17 protein-coding genes and 2 pseudogenes are annotated in these 23,402 nt (G+C 70.1%); 10 read left to right on the top strand and 9 right to left on the bottom strand.

The window, feature by feature from the left end:
• Positions 1-104: pseudogene (locus tag AU194_RS33060) on the top strand (HNH endonuclease); the annotation flags it as partial.
• 19 nt (positions 105-123) lie between these two features.
• Here AU194_RS33060 and AU194_RS19315 read toward each other — a convergent pair.
• Complete coding sequence (locus tag AU194_RS19315) at positions 124-786, bottom strand: FadR/GntR family transcriptional regulator (protein WP_059090874.1); 663 nt, start codon at positions 784-786, stop codon at positions 124-126.
• A gap of 48 nt (positions 787-834) precedes the next feature.
• Between AU194_RS19315 and AU194_RS19310 the strand changes: the two genes are divergently transcribed.
• The gene (locus AU194_RS19310; protein WP_059090862.1) at positions 835-2,058 is read left to right on the top strand and encodes an MFS transporter; all 1,224 of its coding nucleotides are present in this window, start codon (positions 835-837) and stop codon (positions 2,056-2,058) included.
• Here the strand turns inward: AU194_RS19310 and AU194_RS19305 are convergent, their stop codons facing one another.
• Entirely contained in the window at positions 2,059-2,697 is a 639-nt protein-coding gene (locus AU194_RS19305) for an HD domain-containing protein (RefSeq protein WP_082698712.1), read from the bottom strand.
• Positions 2,698-2,805: 108 nt separating this feature from the next.
• Here AU194_RS19305 and AU194_RS19300 point away from each other — a divergent pair, with 108 nt between their 5' ends.
• Positions 2,806-3,789, top strand: a complete 984-nt coding sequence (locus tag AU194_RS19300) for a GlxA family transcriptional regulator (protein ID WP_059090861.1) — start codon at positions 2,806-2,808, stop codon at positions 3,787-3,789.
• A gap of 1 nt (position 3,790) precedes the next feature.
• Here the strand turns inward: AU194_RS19300 and AU194_RS19295 are convergent, their stop codons facing one another.
• Positions 3,791-4,285 carry a hypothetical protein gene (locus AU194_RS19295; RefSeq protein WP_197417673.1) on the bottom strand — a complete coding sequence of 165 codons (495 nt, stop codon included), beginning with the start codon at positions 4,283-4,285 and terminating at the stop codon, positions 3,791-3,793.
• A gap of 55 nt (positions 4,286-4,340) precedes the next feature.
• Between AU194_RS19295 and AU194_RS19290 the strand changes: the two genes are divergently transcribed.
• Complete coding sequence (locus AU194_RS19290) at positions 4,341-4,898, top strand: M15 family metallopeptidase (protein WP_231743484.1); 558 nt, start codon at positions 4,341-4,343, stop codon at positions 4,896-4,898.
• A 32-nt stretch (positions 4,899-4,930) separates the two neighbouring features.
• Entirely contained in the window at positions 4,931-5,593 is a 663-nt protein-coding gene (locus AU194_RS19285) for a fatty-acid--CoA ligase (protein WP_231743483.1), read from the top strand.
• Here the strand turns inward: AU194_RS19285 and AU194_RS19280 are convergent.
• The 4 genes from AU194_RS19280 to AU194_RS19265 all read right to left on the bottom strand — a co-directional run bounded on the left by AU194_RS19280 (position 5,590) and on the right by AU194_RS19265 (position 12,316).
• Entirely contained in the window at positions 5,590-6,879 is a 1,290-nt protein-coding gene (locus tag AU194_RS19280) for a hypothetical protein (protein ID WP_059090860.1), read from the bottom strand. The two genes, AU194_RS19285 and AU194_RS19280, sit on opposite strands and share 4 nt — an antisense overlap.
• A 52-nt stretch (positions 6,880-6,931) precedes the next feature.
• Entirely contained in the window at positions 6,932-9,196 is a 2,265-nt protein-coding gene (gene treS / locus AU194_RS19275) for a maltose alpha-D-glucosyltransferase (RefSeq protein ID WP_059090859.1), read from the bottom strand.
• A 159-nt stretch (positions 9,197-9,355) separates the two neighbouring features.
• Complete coding sequence (locus tag AU194_RS19270; protein WP_059090858.1) at positions 9,356-10,738, bottom strand: aspartate aminotransferase family protein; 1,383 nt, start codon at positions 10,736-10,738, stop codon at positions 9,356-9,358.
• Positions 10,739-10,822: 84 nt separating this feature from the next.
• The gene (locus AU194_RS19265) at positions 10,823-12,316 is read right to left on the bottom strand and encodes a CoA-acylating methylmalonate-semialdehyde dehydrogenase (RefSeq protein WP_059090857.1); all 1,494 of its coding nucleotides are present in this window, start codon (positions 12,314-12,316) and stop codon (positions 10,823-10,825) included.
• Positions 12,317-12,396: 80 nt separating this feature from the next.
• Between AU194_RS19265 and AU194_RS19260 the strand changes: the two genes are divergently transcribed.
• From AU194_RS19260 to AU194_RS33055, 4 genes are all read left to right on the top strand, one after another.
• Complete coding sequence (locus tag AU194_RS19260) at positions 12,397-14,010, top strand: PucR family transcriptional regulator (protein ID WP_059090856.1); 1,614 nt, start codon at positions 12,397-12,399, stop codon at positions 14,008-14,010.
• Positions 14,011-14,166: 156 nt separating this feature from the next.
• The gene (locus AU194_RS19255; protein WP_059090855.1) at positions 14,167-18,342 is read left to right on the top strand and encodes a SpoIIE family protein phosphatase; all 4,176 of its coding nucleotides are present in this window, start codon (positions 14,167-14,169) and stop codon (positions 18,340-18,342) included.
• Entirely contained in the window at positions 18,342-18,674 is a 333-nt protein-coding gene (locus AU194_RS19250; protein ID WP_059090854.1) for an STAS domain-containing protein, read from the top strand. The genes AU194_RS19255 and AU194_RS19250 overlap by 1 nt, the downstream gene beginning before the upstream one ends.
• A 66-nt stretch (positions 18,675-18,740) precedes the next feature.
• Positions 18,741-19,904: a YihY/virulence factor BrkB family protein gene (locus tag AU194_RS33055; protein WP_197417672.1), complete on the top strand. Its 1,164-nt coding sequence runs from the start codon at positions 18,741-18,743 to the stop codon at positions 19,902-19,904.
• On the opposite strand, the pseudogene AU194_RS32655 reads toward AU194_RS33055, so the two are convergent.
• Positions 19,902-21,020: pseudogene (locus AU194_RS32655) on the bottom strand (NCS2 family permease); the annotation flags it as partial. The gene AU194_RS33055 and the pseudogene AU194_RS32655 overlap by 3 nt on opposite strands.
• A gap of 165 nt (positions 21,021-21,185) precedes the next feature.
• Here AU194_RS32655 and AU194_RS19235 point away from each other — a divergent pair.
• On the top strand, positions 21,186-22,103 hold the full coding sequence (locus AU194_RS19235; protein WP_231743482.1) for a LysR family transcriptional regulator ArgP: 918 nt from the start codon (positions 21,186-21,188) through the stop codon (positions 22,101-22,103).
• Here AU194_RS19235 and AU194_RS19230 read toward each other — a convergent pair.
• Positions 22,087-23,292 (bottom strand): NAD(P)/FAD-dependent oxidoreductase, encoded by a 1,206-nt coding sequence (locus AU194_RS19230; RefSeq protein WP_059090851.1) that lies wholly within the window; start codon positions 23,290-23,292, stop codon positions 22,087-22,089. The two genes, AU194_RS19235 and AU194_RS19230, sit on opposite strands and share 17 nt — an antisense overlap.
• Positions 23,293-23,402: the final 110 nt, after the last annotated feature.

Genomic DNA, 23,402 nt, shown 5'->3' with positions numbered 1-23,402 from the left:
GGATCCCACCCGCCCACCAGGACACCGGCCAACCCCGCGTCAACAACCACTTCCACCCCCAGCGCTACCTCACCGACAACAACAACGACGATGAACCCGAATAACGCTGCGCCGCAGGGCGATTTACCGGTCCGGCAGCTCCTCGATGAGTTCGCCGAGGAATCCGCCGGCTTCGCGGCCCGCCCGCTCGGCGTCGCCGTCGGCGATGGCCTCGGCGAGTCCGTCATGTGAGATCCGAGGGTAGGCATGGGTTTTCACCGTCGCCGCGACGCTGGCGGTGACCACCTCGCTGAGTCCCCGGTACAACTCTGTCAGCACCGCGTTGTGCGAGGCCCGCACCACCGCGGAGTGGAACCGCGCATCCGCGACGACGAAGGCGTCGTGGTCGTCGAGGGCGTCACGGCGCGCCAGCAGATCGCGGATCTCGGCGAGGTCGGCGTCGGTGCGCGCCGCGGCCGCCAACCGGGCGCCTTCGGCCTCGAGGCAGCGGCGCACCTCGAGCACCTCCCGCAGTTCGGATCCGCACAACCGGCGCAGCGCCCCGGAGACCTCACTGGTCGCCCGCACGTAGGTACCGTCGCCCTGGCGGACCTCCAGGATCCCGCTGTGGGCGAGCGCGCGCACCGCCTCGCGCACCGTGTTCCGGCCCACCCCGAGCGCGGTCACCAGCGCAGATTCCGTCGGGATCCGCGTCCCGACCGGCCATTCGCCGGACGACACGGAATCCCGTAACTGCGCGATCACCTGGTCGACCAGGCCCGCGCGACGCGTGGTGGCCAGCGGCACCGCAACCTCCGATTCATCCAATCATGGGATGTATGGGACGATACCGCGGTGAACGGCAACACGCGCGTGGACTCCACAACCGGCGAGAATGCAGTCGCCGAGTACGCGCCCGGCACCCGGGCCGCGGGCGGGGTGTTGCTCACGATCGCCGTCATCCTGACCGCGCTGAACCTGCGCCCCGCGATCACCAGCGTCGGCCCGCTGCTCGGCGACATGCGCACCACCATGGGCGCGAGCGCCACCTGGGCCGGGGTGCTGACCACCCTGCCCGGATTGTGTTTCGCCGCAGCGGGTCTGGCCGCGCCCTGGTTGTCCCGCCGGATCGGGCTCAGCCGCGCGATCAGCACGTCGCTGCTCGTGCTGAGCGCGGGTCTGCTCATCCGCGTGCTCGACGGTCCCTACGTCGTCCTCGGCGGCACGCTCATCGCCACCGGCGGTATCGCGCTGACCAACGTCCTGATCCCCGTCGTGATCAAGAGTTCGTTCCCCGCCCGGATCGGCCTGATGACCGGCGTCTACACCGCGGCGCTGCAGGGCGGCGGCGCGCTGGGGTCCGCGCTCACACCCGCACTCGAGGGCGTCTTCGACGACTGGCGGATCGCGCTGGCCTCGTGGGCGGCGGTCTCGATGGCCGCCCTGGCGTTCTGGGTCCCGGCGTCCCGCGGGATACGCGGCGGGCAGCCGTCGACGGCGGCGGTCAAGGGCCGGTCGCTGCTGCGGAACCGGCTGGCGTGGACGGTGACGCTGTTCTTCGGCTGCCAGTCGCTGCTGGCCTACGTGATGATGGGCTGGCTGCCCGAGGTGTTCATCGACAACGGTGTGGCCAAGTCGACCGCGGGGCTGCTCGTCGGGCTGATGTCGCTGATCGCGGTCCCGATCAGCATCTTCGTCTCGCCGCTGGCGGCCCGCTCGCCGAACCAGAGCGGCTGGATCGTCGGGCTGGGCGTGGTCGGCGTGGCCGGGGTGATCGGGCTGCTCGTCGACCCCGCCGCCGCTCCGCTGCTGTGGACGGTGCTCGTCGGCCTTGGCATGAGCGTGTTCTCGCTGGCGCTCACCGTGATCGCGCTGCGCGCCCGAACCACCGAGGACACCGCCCAGCTGTCCGGGATGGTGCAGGGCTTCGGCTACCTCCTCGCCGGGCTCGGCCCGTTCACGTTCGGGTTCCTGCACGATCTGACGAACGGCTGGACGGTGCCGTGGATCGCGGTGCTGGCCGTCTACGCCGTGCAGATCGTCATGGGGGCGTTGGCCGGCCGCGACCGCTACGTCTAGCTACTCGGCCCACGCCGAGTTCTTGATGACGTCGACGAAGTCGATGCGCCGGAACCCCGGCACGAAGTGTTCGAGCACGTCGGCGTTGACGGTGCCGAACGTGGTGTCCGGCCGGTCCTGGAACCCCTCGGTGAACGCAGCCAGGATGCGCCGCTTGAAGTCCGGTCGCGGATGCGCGTCGGTCACTGCGGTCAGGGCAGCCTCGCCGACCGCGTCGAGCCGCAGACCCAGCACGTCGGTCTCCACCCCGGCGGTGGTGGCCGCGATCACCGGATCCAGCTTGTAGGGCACCTCCGGCGTGGTGTGCAGCGCGATCGCCGTCCACACCACGTCGGCGGGCTCACCGGTCACCCCGCGTGCGGTGAGGAAGTCGCGGGCGGCGTCGGCACTGTCCATCTCGAACCGCTGCGCTGAACCGCGATAGGGCGGCACCAGCCCGGTGTCGTGGAACAGCGCTGCGACGTAGAGCAATTCGTCATCGGGCCGCAGCCCCAGGACGCGGGCCTGCAGGCTCCCGAACAGGTACACCCGCCGTGAGTGGTGGTAGATCAGGTCGTTGGTGGTGTCGCGGATCAGCTCGGTGGCCTCCCGTGCCAGTGCGCTGTCCGGGATCCGCACGCCCGCGATGGTGTCTGTCATCGGTGTGTCCTCTCTAGTGGGTCGGTCACCTCGACTATCGGCTGCGCGGCGGGCCACGCGCCGTACACAACCGGCCCGAAAACGTGCACATCGGGACGCGGACGCGCTATGACTGACGACGTGATCCGCCAGGCCGCACACGACGTCGTGGTGCTGCTCTACGACGGCATCCAGACGCTCGACGCCACCGGACCCGTCGACGCGTTCACCGCCGCCAACCGGGTCGGCGCCCGCTACCGCATCACCCACGCGTCGATCACCGGCAAGGACGTCACCGCCCATTCCGGCGCCCGGCTCGGCGTCGACGTCGTCGCCGCCGACGTACCCGCCCGCATCGACACGCTGCTCGTGCCCGGCACCCCCGACTGGCAGGCCGCGATCTCCGACCGCGCGCTCGTCGACACCGTGCGCACCCTCGCCGCACGCGCCGCCAGGACCGTCGCGATCTGCGCCGGCGCCTTCCCGCTCGCCGCGACCGGACTGCTCGCCGGGCGAAGGGCCGCCACCCACTGGCGGCTGGCACGCCACCTCGCAGCCCGGTTCCCCGACGTCACCGTCGACGCGGCGGCCATCTTCGTCACCGACGGCCCGTACACCACGTCGGCGGGCGTGACCGCGGGCATCGACCTCGCACTGTCGCTGATCGAACGCGACCACGGCGCCACCACCGCCAGAGAGGTCGCCCGCGAACTGGTGGTGTTCATGGCACGCCCGGGGGACCAGTCCCAGTTCAGCGTGCGCACCGAGACGATCCCGACCATGAACGCCGTCGTCCGCACGGCAATGGACACCGTCACCGCCGACCCCGCGGCCAACCACTCGCTCGACCACCTCGCCGCGGCCGCCGGCGTGAGCCCGCGCCATCTCAGCAGGCTCTTCCACGCCGAAACCGGTTACACCCCACAGCGTTTCGTCGACCGGGTGCGGCTCGAGGCCGCCTGCCACCTGCTGACCGGCAGTCCGGCCTCACTCGAGGACATCGCCGAGCGCACCGGCGTCGGGTCCAGCACGTCGCTGCGGCGGCTGTTCCACCGCGAGCTCGGGATCACCCCGGGCGCCTACCGGCAGCGGTTCCGCACCACCAGAGGCTGACTCAGCCGCACATCCCGTCGAGGGTGGCTTCCAGCCCGTCGAGGTCGCGTTTGCGGGCCTGTTGGTCCGGATCGTCGTCGGGGGCGCCGGCGACGGCCGCAGCGCCGAACTGCATGAGCGTCATCCCGAAGTCGCGTGACGCGGCTGCGAGGTCGGGCGGGGTGGCCGGGGTGACGGTGTCGAGCAGGTACTGACCGCCGCCGAGCAGCGCGACCCTGGCGTTGGCCGCCACCGCCAGCACGCTGGTGACGTCGGCATCGCCGCCAGGGGGTGAGAGATGGGTGTTGGTGTCGACGCCCGTGCGCACCTGTTGGTAGGCCCGGCACGTGGTGTCCTTGGCGATGGCCTGATCGGCCGGGTCGTAGCCGGGCGCGCGGCCCTGCCACCACGTCCACCCCGACAGTGCCAGTGCGGCCAGTGCGAGGAGCAGAGCGAACAAGGCCAGCGCCGTGGACCGCGAGCGGACGGCACCGTTCGGCTGGGGTCCCGGCGGCATGGTGGAGATCGTAATGGGCTCGCGCACCGCACCCGGAGGCTGGCATGGTGGCAGGGTGAACGTGGCGCGAATCGGGTTCGGCCTGGGTGTGGCGGCCGCCTGCGCGGTGCTGTGCGCAGGCCCCGCGTACGCCCAGCCCGCCGATGACGACACCCTGGTCGGCCCGGCGGCGACCGACACCTTCGGCGGGTACCTGCCTGATCAGTCGGAGCTGACTCCCTTCGACGTCGAGAACCCGGTCGTCGGCAGGCTCGACCCCGCCCTGCTGCGCGCGGTGCAGGACGCCACCCGTGCGGCGGCGGCCGACGGTGTCGAGGTCCAGATCAACTCGGGGTGGCGGTCGCTGGGGTTCCAGCAGCGGCTGTTCGAGGACGGGGTGCGGACCTACGGCAGCGTCGACGCCGCAAGGCAGTTCGTCGCGTCCCCGCAGACGTCGATGCACGTGGTCGGTCGGGCGGTCGACGTCGGGGGACCCGATGCGGCGGCGTGGATGTCGCGCAACGGGCCGCGGTTCGGGCTGTGCCAGGTGTACGCGAACGAGCTGTGGCACTACGAGTTGACCGCCCGCGAGGACGGCAGCTGTCCGCCGATGAAGCCGAACGCGACCGGGTGAACCCGGGACCGCCGTCTCGTACGATGATGGCCGTGCCGCGAGAAGTCGAGGTGACCGCCGGCGTGGCGGGCTCGCTGGTCCTGGCGTCGGACTACCGGGTCGCCGACCCGTCACGGGTGTACCCGCTGCTCGAGCGGCGCCGCACCGAACTCGCCGCTCTCGGCGCGCATCACGTCTTCGTCCACACCTCGATCAGCGAACCCGACCGGGTGCTGGTCACCATGGCGCTGCGCACCACCGCACCCGTCGCCGACCTGCTGCGCTCGCACGTCTTCTTCGACTGGTTCGACGCCGTCGGCGTGGAGGATCTACCCGCCGTCTTCGCAGGCAGGCTCATCGAGCACCGCCACTTCGCCGACCACTGGACGGCCAGGGCGCCCGCGGTGGTGATCGCCGGGGTGACCGTCGTCGACGATGTCGACATCCTGCTCGACCAGGTGAACCGCACACAGAACCTATTCCGCCGCAACGGGATCGAGGACGTGTGGATCTTCCGGGCCCTGGACGATCCGCACGAGGTGATGTTCCTGCAGGACGTCGTCGATGAGGCCAGCGCGCGGCGCTGGCTCGAACAACCGGAGACCGCCGAGAAGTGGCTCACCGATGCCGGGGTGGGTGCGTATCCGCCGGTGTTCGTCGGGATGCTGCGCCACGTCATGCGCCTCGACAGCGTCGAACCCGCGAACGGCGGCTAGTCCAGCGCCTCGAGGTGTCGGCTCAGATCCGCTGTGCGCCAGAGGTTCAGCACATTGGTGAACATCTGTAGCGGGGCGCGCAGTCCCTCGTCGGCGCGGATGCGCGGATCGAACCGCGTGATGGTGGCGTCGGCGTCGGCGTCGGGGATCCGGTTCCGGATGCGGGCGGGCACGTCGAACAACCAGGTGAGCCCCATCAGCGCCATGTAGAGCAGCAGGTGGCTGCGCAGCAGCGCCGGGTCGGGTTCGGGCCCGCCCGCCGCGGTCATCTCGGTGCAGAACAGTGTGAGCAGACCGTCGAATTCGGTGTCCCACAGCGGTGTCTCGGCCGCGCACAGCGCACCCCACAGCGCCATCGACAGGTTCAGTTGGCTGACGCATCCCCAGTCCATCAACCCGCATTGCAGTACACCGTCGCCGTCGCGCCAGAACCACGCGTTGTCGACGTTGGCGTTCCAGTGGCACAGCGCGATGTGGTCCTTCGCGTCGTGCAGCGCCCGCCAGATCGCGTCCTCCCGGGCCAGCACCGCGGGCGCCTCGGCGGTCAGCCGTGCCAGGAAGTCGGGGTCCCGGACAGCGGGCGGCAGCAGCCCGGGGTGGCTTCCGGCGAACTCGACGACCCGGATCAGCCTGCGCTGCAACCGGTCCGGGGTCAGCCGCACCGGGTCACCGACCGTGGCGGCCTGCAGATCGACGGGGAACGCCGACGACAGTTCGGTGGGCAACCGGCCCGACCGGTGTGTTCCGGCAAGCCGCGCCAGCGCGGTCACCAGCGCCCGGTAGTGTTCGGCGGGCGCGGGCATCTCGGTGTCCAGGCACTTCTCGTACTGCCGCTCGATACCGTTGTGGCCGAACCTGATCTGGTCGGTGATGAGGATTCCGGTGCCGGTGTCCGCGTGGTAGTCGGCGAACCGGGGGCGGGGCACCGCGATCGGGAAACCTGGGACGCACGCCAGCGCGGCGAACACCACCTCGGAGGCCATCTGGGTGCGGCCCCGGTCGCGGGCGGGGTCGTCGAGATCGCGGGAGAACTTGACGAACAGGTCCGTCCGCAGATCCGGCCGGGGTTCGGCATAGGTGACGTCGAGCAGCACCTTGCGGCCGGTGCTGCCGCCCGCGAGTTCCTCACACCTGTCGATGGACACCACCCGGTTGCCGTCGTCGAGCGCGCCGAACGCACGAAAGGCCTTGGTGAGGAACGCTTCCCCGCCGTCGCGCAGATCGGCCGCGGTGGCCGGGATCGGCAGGCCGAGGTGGTCGCCGACCACCCACTGTCCGACGGGCATGGTGCCCAGTCTGTCAGCGCGGCCCCGGAGGCGGGCCGTTTACACGCTCTGCTTAATCCTCGTCCTCGGGGACGACCTCGACCAGCAGCGACATCCCGTGGTGGGCGGGCATCTCGACGGTGAAGCTGTGCAGGTCGTCGACGGTGGCGAAGGCGTGTCCGGTGAACATGTCCGACACCCGCGCGCCCGGCGGCAGCGTCTTCGAGCGGACCGTTCCCGCGACCTCCTCGTTCGCGAAGTTCAGCACCGTCAGCTGGTAACGGCCCTCCTCGTCGAGTTGGTGCACCATCACCAGCATGCCGCGGTGCGACACCTCGGGGACGTCGATCTGCCTGCTGGTGGCGATCCCGTAGTGCGAACGTACCCGCAGGATCGCCTGCAGCTGGCGGATGAAACTGGTCTCGTCGGCGAGCTGTTCGGGCAGCGGCCCGTAGAGGCTGCGGCCGCGCGGCATCCCCGCCGAGGATTGGGTGGCAGCGGGATTCACGCCCATCAGGTCGTGCGCCGCGCGGTGGATCCACCGGGTGTCACCGCCGCGCAGCAGTTCGGGAATCTGGGTCGACGGCAGCGTGAGCATGCCGCACAGATCCCACCCCGACAGCGCGAACACCCCCGGCTGCAGCGCGTTGAACATCGCCATCAACAGGTGGGCGCGCCGGATCTGGTCGATGTGCACCGGATCGGTGATGTCGTCGAGATCGGTGAAGCCCAGTGTCGCCGCGATGACGGTCGCGGTGGTGCAGGCGATGCCGTTGGTGGTGAAAACCAGGTTGTACGGCGCGTTCTCGCCGGTGAGTTTCTCGCTGAGATCACCGCGGATGGTCTCGCCGAGTTGCTCGCCGGTGATCTCCTCACCCTTGTAGGTGTAGACGTCGTCGCGGTGCCCGTTGGACCAGTGCACGAGTTCGTAGGTCAGCTCGTCGTGGTTCTGCAGCGCGTGGATCAGCGACACCGGTTCCACACCGAGTTCCAGCGTGGTGCGCAACGTCAGCCGCAGGAACTCGGTGTCGGCGGTGGCGAACGCGTGGTGGTAGGCGGGACGGTTGACGAAGTCGTACGACAGGTCCGCACCCGCCTCGCCGATCTGGCGGATGTCGTCGATCGTGAGGTTGAGCTCCTGGAAGGTGAAGCCGCCGACCTTCCGCACCATGCTGGCGATCAGGTGGTTGGCCGCCTCGGACAGCGGATGGCCCTCCGACCAGCCGACGCTGTCCTCGGCGGCGGTCTTCTCCGCGCCCAGGAATCCGTTGGCGTCCAGGCGAAGTCCACCGGTGCCCAGATCGGCGATCGAGTGCAGGGCGTCGCCGATGACCAGCCGCATCCCGGCGAACGACGGGTCCAGCCAGTTGATCGACGGCTGACCGTCCTTGAAGTAGTGCAGGTACACCCAGCGGCGTTCCACCCCGTCGACGCCCAACACCGGCCGGGTGACGCTCCAGTTGGTCTCCTTGATGCCCTCGGCGTAGAAGATCACCCGCTGCAGCCGGCCGATGATGTAGCCGGCCTTGGCGAGCCAGTCCTCGGTCGCCGGGTCGATGTTGACCGAATCCGCGCCGGCGGGCACCTGGGGCAGGTGCTCCCAGTCGCGGGGGTCGATCTCCACCATGTGGTAGATGCCCGGGTAGTCGGCGTATTTCATCTCCGCCAGGCGGAAGTCGGCGCCCTTGCCGGTGTGGCCGGGCACGATGTCGTCGATGATGGTGCCGCCGTACCAGTTGGCCGTGCCGCACATCTTGCGGAACTCGTCCTCGGTGCCGAACGCCGGGTCGATCTCGGTGCTGATGCGGTCGAAGTGCCCGTCGACACTGGGCGTGGTCTGCCAGCCGGAGATGCCGCCCGCGCGTTTGACCGGACCGGTGTGGATGGCCTCGATGCCGATGTCGGCGAACGCCTTCCACATCTCGTCGTCGGCGAGCGCCTTGAGGAACGACTCGTTGGGCCGGGTGATCAGCGACAGCGGATAGGCGGTGAACCACACCGACGCCGTGTCGACCGCACCGCGCGGGCTGGGGGTGGCGTACGGGTTCTGCCACATCGAACCCTGCCCGGAGAACTGCTGGCTGATCTGGTTGGCGTCGGCCAGCATCGACTGCGACAGCAGCCACGACACGTAAGCCGGGTTGTCCGCGCGGGCCGGCCCGTCCTGGGTGACCGAACGGCGGGTGAACGGCGCCTTGACGCGGGGACGGAACCGCAGCGAGCGCGGACGCGCCGGATGCAGGTACTCGTCGAAGGTGATCTCGCTGGGCTCGTTGGCCTGCTCGTCGGTCTCCGACCCGGCCTGGTCCTCGAAGTCCGCCTCTCGCGCCTCAGACATGCATCCCCTTCACGAACTGTCCCGGGTGGTTCGACCTTCGGGAGATAGTTCCACGCCACCGCGATGTCGAAACGGCGCGTCGTTGCGCACGTGCCGAACGCACTGTCGCCACCAACCCTACGGATGTGGTGGCGACAGTGCGTGCGACGAGGGGAGGACTTAGTTCACGTGCGCGTCCGCGACGCTGAGCGCCCGATCCAGGATTTCGAGCCCTTCGCGCGCCTCCTCGGCGGTGACCGTGCACGGCGGCACGGCGTGAATCCGGTTGAAGTTCGCGAACGGCAGCAGCCCGTTCTCCTTGCACGCGGCGACCACCGCGTTCATCGCCGGGCTGCTGGAGCCGTAGGGCGCCAGCGGTTCGCGGGTCTCGCGGTTCGCGACCAGTTCGATCGCCCAGAACACACCTGCGCCGCGGACCTCGCCGATGCTGGGGTGGCGGGCGGCCAGCTCGGCCAGCCCGGGCCCGAGCACCTCGGCTCCGATGCGGGCGGCATTGTCGACGATGCCCTCATCCTCCATGGCGTTGATGGTGGCCACCGCCGCCGCCGTCGCGAGCGGATGACCCGAGTAGGTCAGCCCGCCCGGGTAGGGGCGGTGGGCGAAGGTCTCGGCGATCGCGGGGCCGATGGCGACGCCACCGAGCGGCACGTACCCGGAGTTGACGCCCTTGGCGAAGGTCATCAGGTCGGGGATGACGCCGAAGTGGTCGATCGAGAACCACTTACCGCTGCGGCCGAACCCGGCCATGACCTCGTCGGCGATCATCACGATGCCGTACCGGTCGCAGATGTCGCGGACACCGGCCAGGTATCCCGGCGGCGGGATCATGATGCCCGCGGTGCCGGGGATCGACTCCAGCAGGATCGCCGCGATGGTCGACGGGCCCTCCATCCGCACGATGTCCTCGAGGTGGGCCAGCGCGCGGGCCGACTCCTCGGCCTCGGTGGTGGCGTGGAACTGCGAGCGGTACAGGAACGGACCGAAGAAGTGCACGATGCCGGCGTTGCCGTGGTCGTTGGGCCAGCGCCGCGGGTCACCGGTCAGGTTGATCGCGGTCTCGGTGCCGCCGTGGTAGGAGCGGTAGCGGCTGAGCACTTTGTACTTCCCGGTGTGCAGCCGGGCCATGCGCACGGCGTGCTCGACGGCGTCGGCGCCGCCGTTGGTGAAGAACACCTTGTTCAGCTCGCCCGGGGTGCGCTCGGCGATGAGCCGGGCGGCCTCCGAGCGCGCATCGTTGGCGTGCTGCGGGGCGACCGTGCACAGCTTGGCGGCCTGCTCCTGGATCGCGGCGACGACCCTCGGGTGCTGATGGCCGATGTTGGTGTTGACCAGCTGACAGGAGAAGTCCAGCAACCGGCGGCCCTCGCCGTCCCAGATGTAGCTGCCCTGGGCGGCGGTGATCGTCATCGGCGAGATCTCGGCCTGCGCGGACCACGAGTGGAAAACGTGCTTGCGGTCGAGTTCGTAGGTGCGGGCGGCCTCGGCGCGGGCGTCGTCGAGCGACAGACCGTTCGGCAGGGTGGTTTCGTTGGTGAGTGTCATGAGTTCTCCTCTTACGCCGAAAGTACGGTTGTTGCCGCCGCTACTCGGGCGATGCGTGCAACAACCGTACTCTCGGGGCGGACTTTAGTTGTTCTGCGGGAATCCGAGGTTGATGCCGCCGTGGGACGGGTCGAGCCAGCGCTGGGTGATGGCCTTACCGCGGGTGAAGAAGTGCACACCTTCGGTCCCGTGGGCGTGGGTGTCGCCGAACAGTGAGTTCTTCCAGCCGCCGAAGCTGTAGTAGGCCATCGGCACCGGGATCGGCACGTTGATACCGACCATGCCGACTTCGACCTCGTTCTGGAAGCGCCGGGCGGCGCCGCCGTCGTTGGTGAAGATCGCGGTGCCGTTGCCGTAGGGGTTGCTGTTGATCAGGTCCAGGGCCTCGTCGTAGGTTTCCACGCGTACGACTGAGAGCACGGGTCCGAAGATCTCGTCGGTGTAGACGCTCATGTCAGGGGTGACGTTGTCGATGAGGGTGGGGCCGAGCCAGAACCCGTCCTGTCCACCGTCGGCGGTCACCTGGCGGCCGTCGACGACGATCTTGGCGCCGTCGGCTTCGCCGGCGTCGATGTAGGAGGCCACCTTGTCGCGGTGGGCCTTGGTGACCAGCGGGCCCATGTCGGAATCCTTGGTGCCGTCGCCGGTTTTGAGGGTGGCGGCGCGTTCGGCGATCTTGGCGACCAGGTCGTCGGCGATCGGGCCGACGGCCACGCATGCGCTGATCGCCATGCAGCGTTCGCCCGCCGAGCCGAAGCCGGCGTTGATCATGGCGTCGGCGGCCAGGTCGAGGTCGGCGTCGGGCAGGACCACCGCGTGGTTCTTCGCGCCGCCGAGGGCCTGGACGCGTTTGCCGTTGGCGGTGCCGGTGGCGTAGACGTACTGGGCGATCGGGGTGGAGCCGACGAACGAGATGGCCTTGACCTTGGGGTGGGTGAGCACGGCGTCGACGGCGGTCTTGTCACCTTGCAGGACGTTGAACACGCCGTCGGGCAGGCCGGCTTCCTTCCAGAGGCGGGCCAGCCACAGCGAGGCCGAGGGGTCTTTCTCGGAGGGCTTGATGACGACGGTGTTGCCGGTGGCGATCGCGATGGGGAAGAACCACATCGGCACCATGGCGGGGAAGTTGAAGGGGCTGATGATGCCGACGACACCGACCGGCTGGCGGATCGAGTACACGTCGACGTTGGTGGAGGCGTTCTCGGTGAAGCCGCCCTTGAGCAGGTGGGGGATGCCGCAGGCGAATTCGACGACCTCCTGGCCGCGGGTGACCTCGCCGAGGGCGTCGGAGAGCACCTTGCCGTGCTCGGCGGTGATGATCGCGGCCAGCTCACCCTTGCGGGCGTTGAGCAGTTCGCGGAAGTTGAACAGGATCTGGGTCCGCTTGGCCAGCGAGGTGTCGCGCCAGGCCGGGAACGCCGCGGCGGCGGCCTCGATCACGGCGTTGGCGTCCTCGACGCTGGCCAGCGCGACCTGACCGGTCACCTCACCAGTCGCCGGATTCGTCACCGGAGCGGTGGCCGACGACTCGCCGGCGAAGATCTCGTTGTTGAACCAATGCTGCACTACGTCTGCCATGCGTCGAGTGTCGCGCAGTCGGCCCGGCGCCACGGCGTACAGATTGTCAACCGTTGAGTCGCCGGCGCTACATTGTGTAAATGAGCATGACCGTGGCCGACGTGATCGCCCTGCCGGTCGTCGCCCAGGGTGAACCCGAGGTGCTCAGCGCCCGCCGCTGGCACGACCCGATCCGGTGGGTGCACGTCGGCGACGTGGCGGACATGTCGGCGCTGCTGCAGGGCGGCGAGCTGGTCCTGACCACCGGCGGCGGCCTGGCCGGCGCCCCCGAACGATACCTGCGCGGGCTCGCCGACGCCGGTGCCGTCGGCGTCGTCGTGGAACTCGGGACGGCGATCGCGACGGTTCCGGACGCGGTCGCCGCGGAAGCCGCCCGCCTCGACCTCGCACTCATCGCGCTGCACAGACAGATCAAGTTCGTCGCCGTCACCGAGGTGGTGCACCGGCGCATCGTGGCCGCCCAGTACGACGCGGTCGAGTTCGACCGGCGCGTCCACGAAACGTTCACCGAACTCAGCATGAAACGCGCATCGGCGGCGGGCATCGTCGACGCCGCGGCGCGGATCCTCGACGAACCCGTCGTCCTCGAGGACCTCGCCCATCAGGCGCTCGCGGTCGCGCCCGGCGGCGATGCGGCCGCCACGCTGCTGCAGGACTGGGAGCGGCGGTCGCGGATGAGCCCCGCCGAGGGCGACTGGGCGGTGACCTCGGTCGGGCCGCGCGGCGAGGAGTGGGGACGTCTGATCGTCCCGGCGGCGCCCGCCGACCGCGGCCGCGCCACGATGGTCCTCGAACGCGCGTCCGCCGCGCTGGCACTGCACCGGATGATCGAACGCAACCGCAGCGGCCTGCACCAGCAGGCCCAGAGCGGGCTGATCGACGATGTCCTCGCCGGCCGCATAACTGACGAACGCGAGGCGGCGGCACGCGCCCATGCGCTCGGGCTGCGCCGCGCCGCCCGCTACCTCCCCCTGGTCGTGCGCGTCGACCGCGGTGCCTCGACCGTGGATCCCGTTGTAGAACAACAACGTAACGTCGCGCTGCTGGACGCCGTCGCGCACACGGTCAACGCCGCGGGCCATACGGCACTGTGCTCGATCCGCCGCGACGGCGAGATCGGCGCCCTGCTTGCGCTCGACCCGTCGCGCGGCGGCGCCGAGCGTGCGCTCGGCGCACTCGGTGACCGCATGCACGCCGAACTGCGGCGCCTCGACGGTGGCACCCGGTCGGTGTGTGCGGTCGGTGACCCGGCTCCGGAGATCACCGAGGCCATCCACGGCCTCGGCGAGGCCGCGCACGTCGGGGAGGTCGCGATCGCGATGCACGGGCCGCAGCGGGTCTACCGCGCCTCCGACGTCCGGCTGCGCGGTCTGATCGCCCTGCTGCGCGACGATCCGCGGGTGCAGCAGTTCGCCGAGACCGAACTGCGGGCGCTGCTGGTCGACGACGATGACCGGACCCCGTCGAACATGGACATCCTGCGCGAGTACCTGCAGGCCGCCGGGAACAAGGCGGCGCTGGCGCAGCGGCTGCACATCAGCCGCCCCGCGCTCTACAAGCGGCTGGCGCAGATCGGCCGCGTTCTCGGCGTCGACCTCGACGACGCCGAATCGATGACGTCGCTGCACGTGGCGGTGCTCATCCGCGACGCCCAGCGCCGCGCGGTCCCCGCCGCGCTCACCCGCGGAGGTTGACCGAACGGGTTTCACTTTCAGCGGCGTTGGGCAGCCTGCACTTGCACAACGGGACTGCACATGGAGACAAAGGTCGCCGCGGCCGCGGCGACCGGCCCTAAGGTGACGAGGTCACACCGGTTCTGGTGCGTCGATCCGCAGCGAGAGGGATGTCGGTTGGGCGATGAGGAAGCCGGGGCAGCCGGGGCGGCCGCGCTGACCTCGTCCACGAACGCACTGTTCGGCGCGGATCCGGATGTGGGACAACACCTCGCCCGGGTCGACTGGGCGCAGACCGCACTCGGGCCGACCGACACGTGGCCGCAGAGCCTGCGCACCACCGTCAGCGTTCTGCTGTCGTCGCGGTTTCCGATGTGGATGGCGTGGGGTCCCGAGCTGACCTTCTTCTGCAACGCCGCCTACCGGCGCGACACCCTGGGCCGCAAGTACCCGTGGGCGCTGGGCCGCCCGGCCGATGAGGTATGGGCGGAGATCTGGCCCGACATCGGCCCGCGGATCGAGTCGGTGCTGTCCACCGGTCAGGCCACCTGGGACTCGGCGCTGCTGCTGTTCCTCGAACGGGCCGGCTACTCCGAGGAGACCTACCACACCTTCTCCTACAGCCCACTGCGCGACGACGGCGGACAGGTCGTCGGGATGCTGTGTGTGGTCAGCGAGGACACCGAGCGGGTGATCGCCGAACGCCGGATGGCGACGCTGCGCGACCTGGGTTCGGACCCTTCCGTGGTGCGCACCGAACGGCAGATGCTCGACTTCGCCGCCCAACAGCTCAGCCGCAACCTCTACGACCTGCCGTTCACCCTGACCTATCTGTTCGACGGCAACGGGGACGCGCGGCTGGCCGCGGCCAGCGGAATCACGCCGGGGGACGCCGCGGCGCCGGAGAAGCTGTCGGCCGACGGGATGTCGGTGTGGCCGGTCACGCTGCCCGCCCACGGGGAGTCCGTGCTGCTCGACATCGACGGCGAATCGCTGCACCTGCCCCGCGGGGTGTGGCCGGATCCGCCCACCCAGGCGCTCGTGGTGCCATTGCAGCAGCAGGGCGCCGATCCGGCCGGATTCCTGGTGGCGGCGTTGAACTCCCACCGCAGGCTCGACGCCAGGTACCGGTCGTTCGTCGAACTGGTCGCCGGGCACCTTGCCGCGGGGATCGGCAGTGCGCGCAGCTATCACGCGCAGCAGCGGCGGGCCGAGGAGCTGGCCGAGCTCGACGCGGCCAAGACCACGTTCTTCTCCAACATCAGCCACGAGTTCCGCACCCCGCTGACGTTGATCCTCGGACCGCTCGACGAACTGCGCCGCAACGGCGACCTCGACGGCGGCGTGCACGACGAGCTGGAGTTGGCCCATCGCAACGGTTTACGGCTCGCCAAGCTCGTCAACACGCTGCTGGACTTCTCCCGCATCCAGGCCGGCCGGATGAAGGCCCGGTTCGAACCTGTCGACCTCGCCGCCGTCACCGCGGAACTGGCCAGTGTGTTCCGGTCGGCGATCGAACGGGCCGGTCTGACCTTCACCGTCGACTGTCCGCCGGTGGCCGACTCCGTCTACGTGGACCGCGACATGTGGGAGAAGGTGGTCCTCAACCTGCTCTCCAACGCACTGAAGTTCACCCTCGAGGGGTCGGTGACGGTGCGGGTGGTTCCCGACGGCGACGCGGCCGTGGTCACCGTGTCCGACAGCGGCGTCGGGATTCCCGCCGCCGAGATGCCCCGGCTGTTCGAACGGTTCCATCGCGTCGAGACGACCTATGCCCGCTCCACCGAGGGCAGCGGTATCGGCCTGGCGTTGGTCAAGGAGCTGATCGCGCTGCACGGCGGCACCATCACCGCCCAGAGCGACGAAGGCCGTGGCACCACGTTCACCATCCGGATGCCCTTCGGCACAACGCATCTGCCGCCGCAGGACGTCGTACCGGCCGGACGCGACTTCGGGGTATCGGCGATCGCCGACCCGTACCTGCAGGAGGCGCTGCGCTGGTTGCCGCCCGACGCGGATCAGGCCGACGGGCAGGGGGTCGCCGCGACGGTGCCCGCGACCGGCGGTGCGGCCACCTCCGCGCGGATCCTGATCGCCGACGACAACGCCGACATGCGCAGCTATCTCATCGGGCTGCTGCGGGGTGCGGGTTACGAGGTGACCGCGGTGGCCGACGGGCGGCTGGCACTGGAGGCGATCCGTACGGATCCACCCGATCTGGTGGTCAGCGACGTCATGATGCCCGGACTCGACGGGCTGGAACTGCTCGCCGCCCTGCGCGCAGAATCCCGCACCGCCGCACTGCCGGTGCTGCTGCTGTCCGCACGGGCGGGGCAGGAGGCCTCGATCGAGGGGTTGCACGCCGGCGCCGACGACTATCTCGTGAAACCCTTTGCCGCAGCGGAGTTCCTGGCTCGGGTGCGGGCGAACGTGGCCCTGGCCCGGCTGCGCAACCACCACAGCCGTTGGCGCACCGCGCTGATCGACTCGCTGCAGGAGGCGTTCTTCGTCTGCGACGAGAACGGTTCGGTCATCGAGATCAACACCGCGTTCGCCGACATCCTCGGCTTCGGTCCCGAGGGGCTGCCGTACGACCCGGTGCAGCCGTGGTGGCCGGACGAGGACGCCGACCCCGAGGGCTACCGGCAGACCGCCGAGGCGTTCGGCAGTGTGATGACCCAAGGCCAGGGGGAGTACACGTTTCCGGTCGTCCACCGCGACGGGCACCGGTTGTGGATCAAGGTGAGCTTCAACCCCGCCGAGGATCCCGACACCGGCCGCCGCGTCATCGTCGGCACGTTCCGCGACGTCACCGCCGAGCACTACACGGTACAGCGCGAGACGGCGCTCGCCGCCCTCAATTCCCAACTGGCCGAAGCCGATACGCTCGACGCCGCGCTGCGCGCCGCGGTCGGTGAACTGCTGCGGCTGTGGGAGGCGCGGCGGGTGCTTGCCGTGACGTTCGCCGAGGACCGCGACGCCGACAACGACGCCGCGCCCGACGTCATCTGCGCCGGGGAACCGGTCCGGTGGGCCGATCTGCCCACCCGGCACCGCACGGCCATCACCGCATTGCGCGACGCCGATTCGCTGTCCAGCGTCACCGACGAGTACGGCACCGCCGGTATCACGCTGCAATATCCGCGCGGTGTGCTGGTGCTGTGGATCGAATTGTCCGAACAGCGGCCGTTCACCCCCGAGGACCGCACCCTGCTCGCGGTGCTGGCCGCCCGCCTCGGTCAGGGCCTGCACCGGGTTCACCAACTCGACCAGCAGCGCGAAACCGCGCTGACACTGCAGCACGCGATCCTCGGCCCGGCCCGGCTGCCCGGCGGGTTCGCGGTCCGCTACCACCCGGCGACCCGGCCGCTGCAGGTCGGCGGGGACTGGTACGACGTGGTCGACATCGACGACGGCTGCGTGGCGCTGATCGTCGGCGACTGCGTCGGCCACGACCTGCAGGCCGCCACCGTGATGGGGCAACTGCGCAGCGCCTGCCGCGCCCTGCTGCTCGACCATCCGAGTCCGGCCGCCGCGCTGGGCGGACTCGACCGGTTCGCGGCGCGACTGCCCGGGGCCCGCTGCACGACGGTGTGGTGCGCGGTGCTCTCCCCCGACACCGGCCAACTGGTGTACTCCAGCGCCGGCCACCCGCCGCCGGTCGTCGTCGGGCCCGACGGCTCCACCCGGCTGCTCGACGGCGCACGCGGATTCGCCCTCGCGCTCAAACCCGACGATCGGCGTCACGAGGTCCGCGTCACCCTCGACCCGCGCAGCACCCTGCTGCTCTACACCGACGGCCTGGTGGAACGGCGCCGGACCTCGCTCGAGACGGGGATCAAACGGGCGGCCGGACTGGTCGCCGACGGACGGTCGGCCGCCCTCGACGACGTCGCCGACCGGCTGATGTCCGGGCTCGCCCCCGAGGACGGCTACCAGGACGACGTCGCGCTGCTGCTCTACCGGCAGCCCGCACCGCTGGACCTCGTCTTCCCCGCCCGCAACGAGTACATCGCGAGTTCGCGTGACGCGCTTCGCCGTTGGCTGACCCAGGCGGGTATCGGCCCGGATCAGGCGATGAACGTGCTCATCGCGACCGGGGAAGCGGTCGCCAACGCGATCGAACACGGGCACCGCGACCGGCCTGACGGGTTCGTCACGCTGCGGGCGACCGCACTCGTCGACCGGCTGCACGTCTCGGTCTTCGACACCGGGGTGTGGAAGACTCCGCGCACCGAGGTCGACAACCGGCGCGGTCGCGGGGTGGCGCTGATGGAGGGGCTCATGGACGACGTCTCGATCCGGCCCGGCGACGACGGTACCGCCGTCCACCTCGCGGCGGCGATCCTCTGATGGTCACCCCGCTGAGCGTGAACGCCGACCGCGGCGACGACGGCGGCCCCCTGGTAGTCGTCAAGGGCGAGATCGACCTGAGCAACGTCGAGACGTTCATCCAGGCGCTCAGTGCGGCCATCGCCGGCGCCGGCGAGGCGGGCGGGACCGTCACGTTGGACCTCAGCGCGGTCGAGTATCTCGACAGCGCCGCGATCGGGGCCCTGTCGGTGCACGCCGGCGAGCGGCCCGCGATGCGCGTGATCGCCAACCCGTACCTGCTCCCGGTACTGACGATCAGCGGTATCGACCAGCTCGTCACCGTCGAACCGGCCAAGCCGGGCGCCCGCTGACGCGGGTCGACGTGTCGTCGCCGGTCACGGAGGGTATGCCGCACTCACGTTCGGAGGGTGGGTGCGGTGATCGGTTGGCTCGACAGGCTGCAGCAGCGCAGCCGTGTGCTGGGTTACGTGCTCGCGGTCGTCTACAAGTACGTCGACGATCAGGGCGGCTACCTCGCGGCGCTGATCACCTACTACGCCTTCGTCTCGCTGTTCCCGCTGCTGCTGCTGCTGACGACCGCGCTGGGTGTGGTGCTCGTCGGCCGTCCGGATCTGCAGCAGCAGATCGTCGAGTCCACGGTCAACCAGTTCCCGCTCATCGGTGAGCAGCTCACCCGGCCTGAACAACTCAGTGGCGGTGCGCTTGCGGTGGTGGTCGGCATCCTCGGCGCGCTCTACGGCGGCTCCGGCGTCGGCCAGGCCATCCAGAACGCGATGAACACGGTGTGGGCGGTACCCCGCAACGTGCGCCCCGACCCGTTCCGGTCGCGGATTCGGAGCCTGTTGCTCCTGCTGGTGCTCGGTTCGGCGGCGGTCGCGGCGACGGTGCTGTCGGCGGTCGGCCGGGCCGTCGGCGACTTCGGCGCGTTCGGGCGCGCCGGCATCGTGGCGGCGACCATCGCCATCAACACCGGGATCCTGTTGGTGGCGTTCCGCACCACGACGGGCCGCGAGCTCACCTACCGGCAGGTGCTGCCCGGCGCGCTCGCCGGCGCGGTGGTCTGGCAGTTGCTGCAGTGGTTCGGCGCCGGATACGTCGCGCGGACGGTCAGCTCGGCCAGCGCCACCAACACCGTCTTCGCCCTTGTGCTCGGGCTGCTCGCGTTCCTGTACCTGATCTCGGTCAGCCTGGTGCTGTGCGCCGAACTCAACGTCGTCCGGGTCGATCAGCTCTATCCGCGCGCCCTGCTCACCCCGTTCACCGATCAGGTGACGCTGACCTCAGCCGACCGCCGCACCTACACCCGGAAGGCGAAAGCCGAGCGGGTCAAGGGTTTCCAGCACGTCGCGGTGACATTCGAGCCCGGCCGCTCACACCCCGAGGATGGTCTCGAGCCAACTGCGCGCGAAGTAGACGAGGAAGCCGGCGGCCACGATCCACAGCAGGGGGCTGATCTCGCGGGCCTTGCCGGCGCCGGTGCGAACGATCACCCACGTGATGAACCCGACGCCGATCCCGTTGGCGATGGAGTAGGTGAACGGCATGGCGGCGACGGTGAGGACCACCGGCAGCGTCACTGAGAACTCGGACAGTTCGATGTGTCGCAGCTGCGACACCATCATCGCGCCCACGATGACCAGCGCGGCGGCCGCGACCTCGGTCGGCACGATCGACGCCAACGGGGAGACGAACATCGCCGCGAGGAACAGCACGCCGGTGACCAGGTTCGCCAGGCCGGTCCGCGCACCTTCCTCGATACCGGCGCCGGATTCGATGAACACCGTGTTCGACGACGCCGACGACGCGCCGCCGACCGCGGCGCCCGCGCCCTCGACGATCAGCGCCGACTTCAGCCGCGGGAACGTGCCCTTGTCGTCGGCCAGTCCGGCCTCCCGCGACAGGCCGGTGAACGTGCCCATCGCGTCGAAGAAGTTCGCGAACACGAGGGTGAAGACCAGCATGACGGCGGCGAGGATGCCGATGCGTTCGAAGCTGCCTGCCAGGCTGAACTCACCGACCAGGGAGAGGTCCGGCAGCGCGAACGGGGACCCGGACAGCTGCGGCACCGACAGGCTCCAGCCGCCGGGGCTGTCCTGCGCCGAGCCGAGGTCCCAGATCGCCTCCACCAGCACCGCGACCACGGTGCCAGCCACCAGCCCGATCAAGATGCCGCCGCGGACCCGCCGCGCCACCAGCACACCGGTGATCAGCAGGGTGACCACGAAGATGACCGTCGGCACGGTGCTGATCGAACCCAGCCCCTCGACGCCGAGGCCGACCGGCGGTGACGCCAGACCCGTCGAACTGACGAAGCCCGCGTCGACCAGCCCGATGAACAGGATGAACAACCCGATACCGGCGGTGATCGCCAATTTGAGCTGCATCGGCACCGCATCGAAGACCAACCGGCGCAGGCCGGTCACCGCCAGCGCCACGATGATCAGACCGTTGATGACCACCAGCCCCATCGCCTCGGGCCACGAGACCTCACCGACGACCGTCGTCGCCAGGAACGAGTTGATGCCCAGCCCCGCGGCGAACGAGAACGGCAGCCGGGCGATCAGCCCGAACAGGATGGTCATGACGCCCGCGGCAAGTGCGGTGACGGCCGAGACCTGCGCGAACTGCAGAGAGTTGCCCTCGACGTCGGCCGAACTCGACAGGATGATCGGGTTCAGCACGATGATGTACGCCATCGCGATGAACGTGACCAGGCCGCCGCGGACCTCGGCGCCGACGGTGGATCCGCGCTCCGAGATCTCGAAGAAGCGATCGAGGCGATTCATGGGACGACCTTAAGGGGAGCCGCGAACGACGGCGAGTTGCGCCCTCGCCTGCGTCCGAGTTCCTAGATTGAGATGGTGACCGGAACACCGTCGGGGACGCGCCTCGGGGCCGATCAGCTCGCCGCGCTCTCGGCGGTGGTGGAGTTCGGCAGCTTCGACGCGGCCGCCGAGCACCTGCACGTGACCCCGTCGGCGGTGAGTCAGCGCATCAAGGCGCTCGAACAGCGGGTCGGCCAGGTGCTCGTCGTGCGCGAAAAACCCTGTCGTGCAACGGCATCGGGGGTTCCGCTGTTACGGCTGGCGGCGCAGGCGGCGCTGCTCGAGGCGGAGGCGCTCGGCGAACTGGGCGGTCCGGGTGCGGCGGGCGCACCGCGGGTGGCGCTTGCCGTCAACGCGGATTCGATGTCGACGTGGTTCACCGCCGTCCTCGGCGACGTCGCCGACGTCCTGTTCGACATCCGTATCGAGGATCAGGACCACTCCGCCCGGCTGCTGCGTGAGGGGGTGGTGATGGGCGCGGTCACCACCGAACGCACCCCGGTACCCGGCTGCCGGGTGCAGTCCCTCGGCGTTATGCGCTACCTGCCCGTCGCGAGCCCCGGCTACGTCGACCGCTATCTGGGCGACGGGTTCACCGCGGCCGCCGCCGCCCGGGCGCCGTCGCTGGCGTGGAACCGCGACGACGCATTACAGGACATGTTGGTGCGCAAGGCATTTCGCCGGGTGGTGATCCGGCCGGTGCATTACGTGCCCACCGCGGAGGGGTTCGGTGCGGCGGTGCGCGCCGGTCTCGGCTGGGGGATGTACCCCGAGCAGCTGGCCGCCCCCGAGCTCGCCGACGGCACCTTCACGCGCATCGCGGATCTCCATCTCGACGTGCCGCTGTACTGGCAGTGCTGGAAGCTCGACAGCCCCCTCGTCGCGCGGGTGACCGACGCGGTCCGGTCCGCGGCCGCCGGCCTGGCCCGACGGCGCTCTACAGGCGGCCCTTGAGGATCAGGTTCCAGTAGGTGCGCGGCAGCACGTAGCGGTCGAACGCCCATGCGCTGCGCCGCGGTTTGAGCGGGTCGATGACCGAGGGCAGCGACGAGGCCACCTCACCGGAGCGGTCGTACTCCCCGGGGATCAGGCGGTGCGCGTCGGTGGTGACCGGCCCGACCGTGTACCCGTCGTACTCGCTCAGCGGTTCGCCGCAGCGCGCGGCGAGCAGGTTGTCGGCCAGGATCGAGATCTGCCTGCGCAGCGCGCCGCCGGACGGGTCGGTCTCCACGGCCGCGGCGTCACCGGCCGCCCAGATGTCCGGGTACTCGCGGTGCCGCAGCGTGTACGGGTCGATGTCGATCAGCCCGTGCGGGCGTTCGCCGGTCAGCCCGCACCCTTCCAGCCAGCGGGCGCCGCGGAACGGCGGGACCAGATGCAGCATGTCGTAGGTCAACTCCTCGACGGTGCCGTCCCGACCGGTCACCGCGATGCGGTTCTCGTCGGGAACCAGCGCCGTCACCGCGGTGTCGAGCAGCACGCGTACCCCGAGCGCGCGCAGCTGTTCGGACAGCCGTGCGTCGATCGCGGGGCTCGGCAGCAGGTTCGGGCGGTCGACCACCAGCGTGATGTCGACGGTGCGGCCGGTGCGCTGCCAGTGCGCGGCGGCCAGGAACAGCGGTTTGATGGTGGTGGCGGTGCAGCTCACCGGCGGGCGCGGCACGGTGAACACCGCGTGCCCGCCGCGCCGCGGCATGTTCTGCACCAGCTGCCAGGTCTTCTCCGCGCGGTCGACGTAGTTGCTGGCGACCGCGCGGCTGTCCAGGGCGGCGTGGATGCCCGCCAGTGCGTCGGTGTCGGGCACCAGGCCGGTACCCAGCACCAGATCGCGGTAGCGGAACCGCCGTCCGGTGGCGCTCCACACCGTCCGGGTGGGCGCCTCGATCATCACCGCGGAATCGGCCAACCAGGTACAGCCGCGCGGGATCACCGAACGCTGGGTCCGTTCGGCGTCGCGCAGCGCCGCCTGCCCGCCGCCGACATAGGACAGCAACGGCCGGTAGGTGTGCACCCGCTGCGGTTCCATCAGCCCGACGCCGGCCACCCCCTTGCGCAGCAACCGGGCCGCGGCGCTGACTCCCGCGTTGCCGCCGCCGACGATCAGCACATCGAAAGAACGGTCGGCCGGCGCGCAGGAGCCCACTCCCGGTCGTTACCCGCGCCGGCGGCGGGCCAATCACTCACGGCCGGTGCCGGCAAACCCGCTGCGTTAGGCTTCGGCGTGCGCCGCCGGCAATTCCACGCGAGCGCGCG

It is taken from the genome of Mycobacterium sp. GA-2829 (genome assembly GCF_001499965.1).
GTDB lineage: Bacteria > Actinomycetota > Actinomycetes > Mycobacteriales > Mycobacteriaceae > Mycobacterium.
Note: the sequence above shows the minus strand (reverse complement) of the source record. Positions and strands in the feature narration are given on the sequence as shown.

Coding starts and splice junctions, on each gene's coding strand:
- AU194_RS19305 (WP_082698712.1), bottom strand. CDS start 2,697: ATGACAGACACCATCGCGGGCGTGCGGATCCCGGACAGCGCACTGGCA.
- AU194_RS19300 (WP_059090861.1), top strand. CDS start 2,806: ATGACTGACGACGTGATCCGCCAGGCCGCACACGACGTCGTGGTGCTG.
- AU194_RS19295 (WP_197417673.1), bottom strand. CDS start 4,285: ATGCCGCCGGGACCCCAGCCGAACGGTGCCGTCCGCTCGCGGTCCACG.
- AU194_RS19280 (WP_059090860.1), bottom strand. CDS start 6,879: ATGCCCGTCGGACAGTGGGTGGTCGGCGACCACCTCGGCCTGCCGATC.
- treS (WP_059090859.1), bottom strand. CDS start 9,196: ATGTCTGAGGCGCGAGAGGCGGACTTCGAGGACCAGGCCGGGTCGGAG.
- AU194_RS19270 (WP_059090858.1), bottom strand. CDS start 10,738: ATGACACTCACCAACGAAACCACCCTGCCGAACGGTCTGTCGCTCGAC.
- AU194_RS19265 (WP_059090857.1), bottom strand. CDS start 12,316: ATGGCAGACGTAGTGCAGCATTGGTTCAACAACGAGATCTTCGCCGGC.
- AU194_RS19260 (WP_059090856.1), top strand. CDS start 12,397: ATGAGCATGACCGTGGCCGACGTGATCGCCCTGCCGGTCGTCGCCCAG.
- AU194_RS19250 (WP_059090854.1), top strand. CDS start 18,342: ATGGTCACCCCGCTGAGCGTGAACGCCGACCGCGGCGACGACGGCGGC.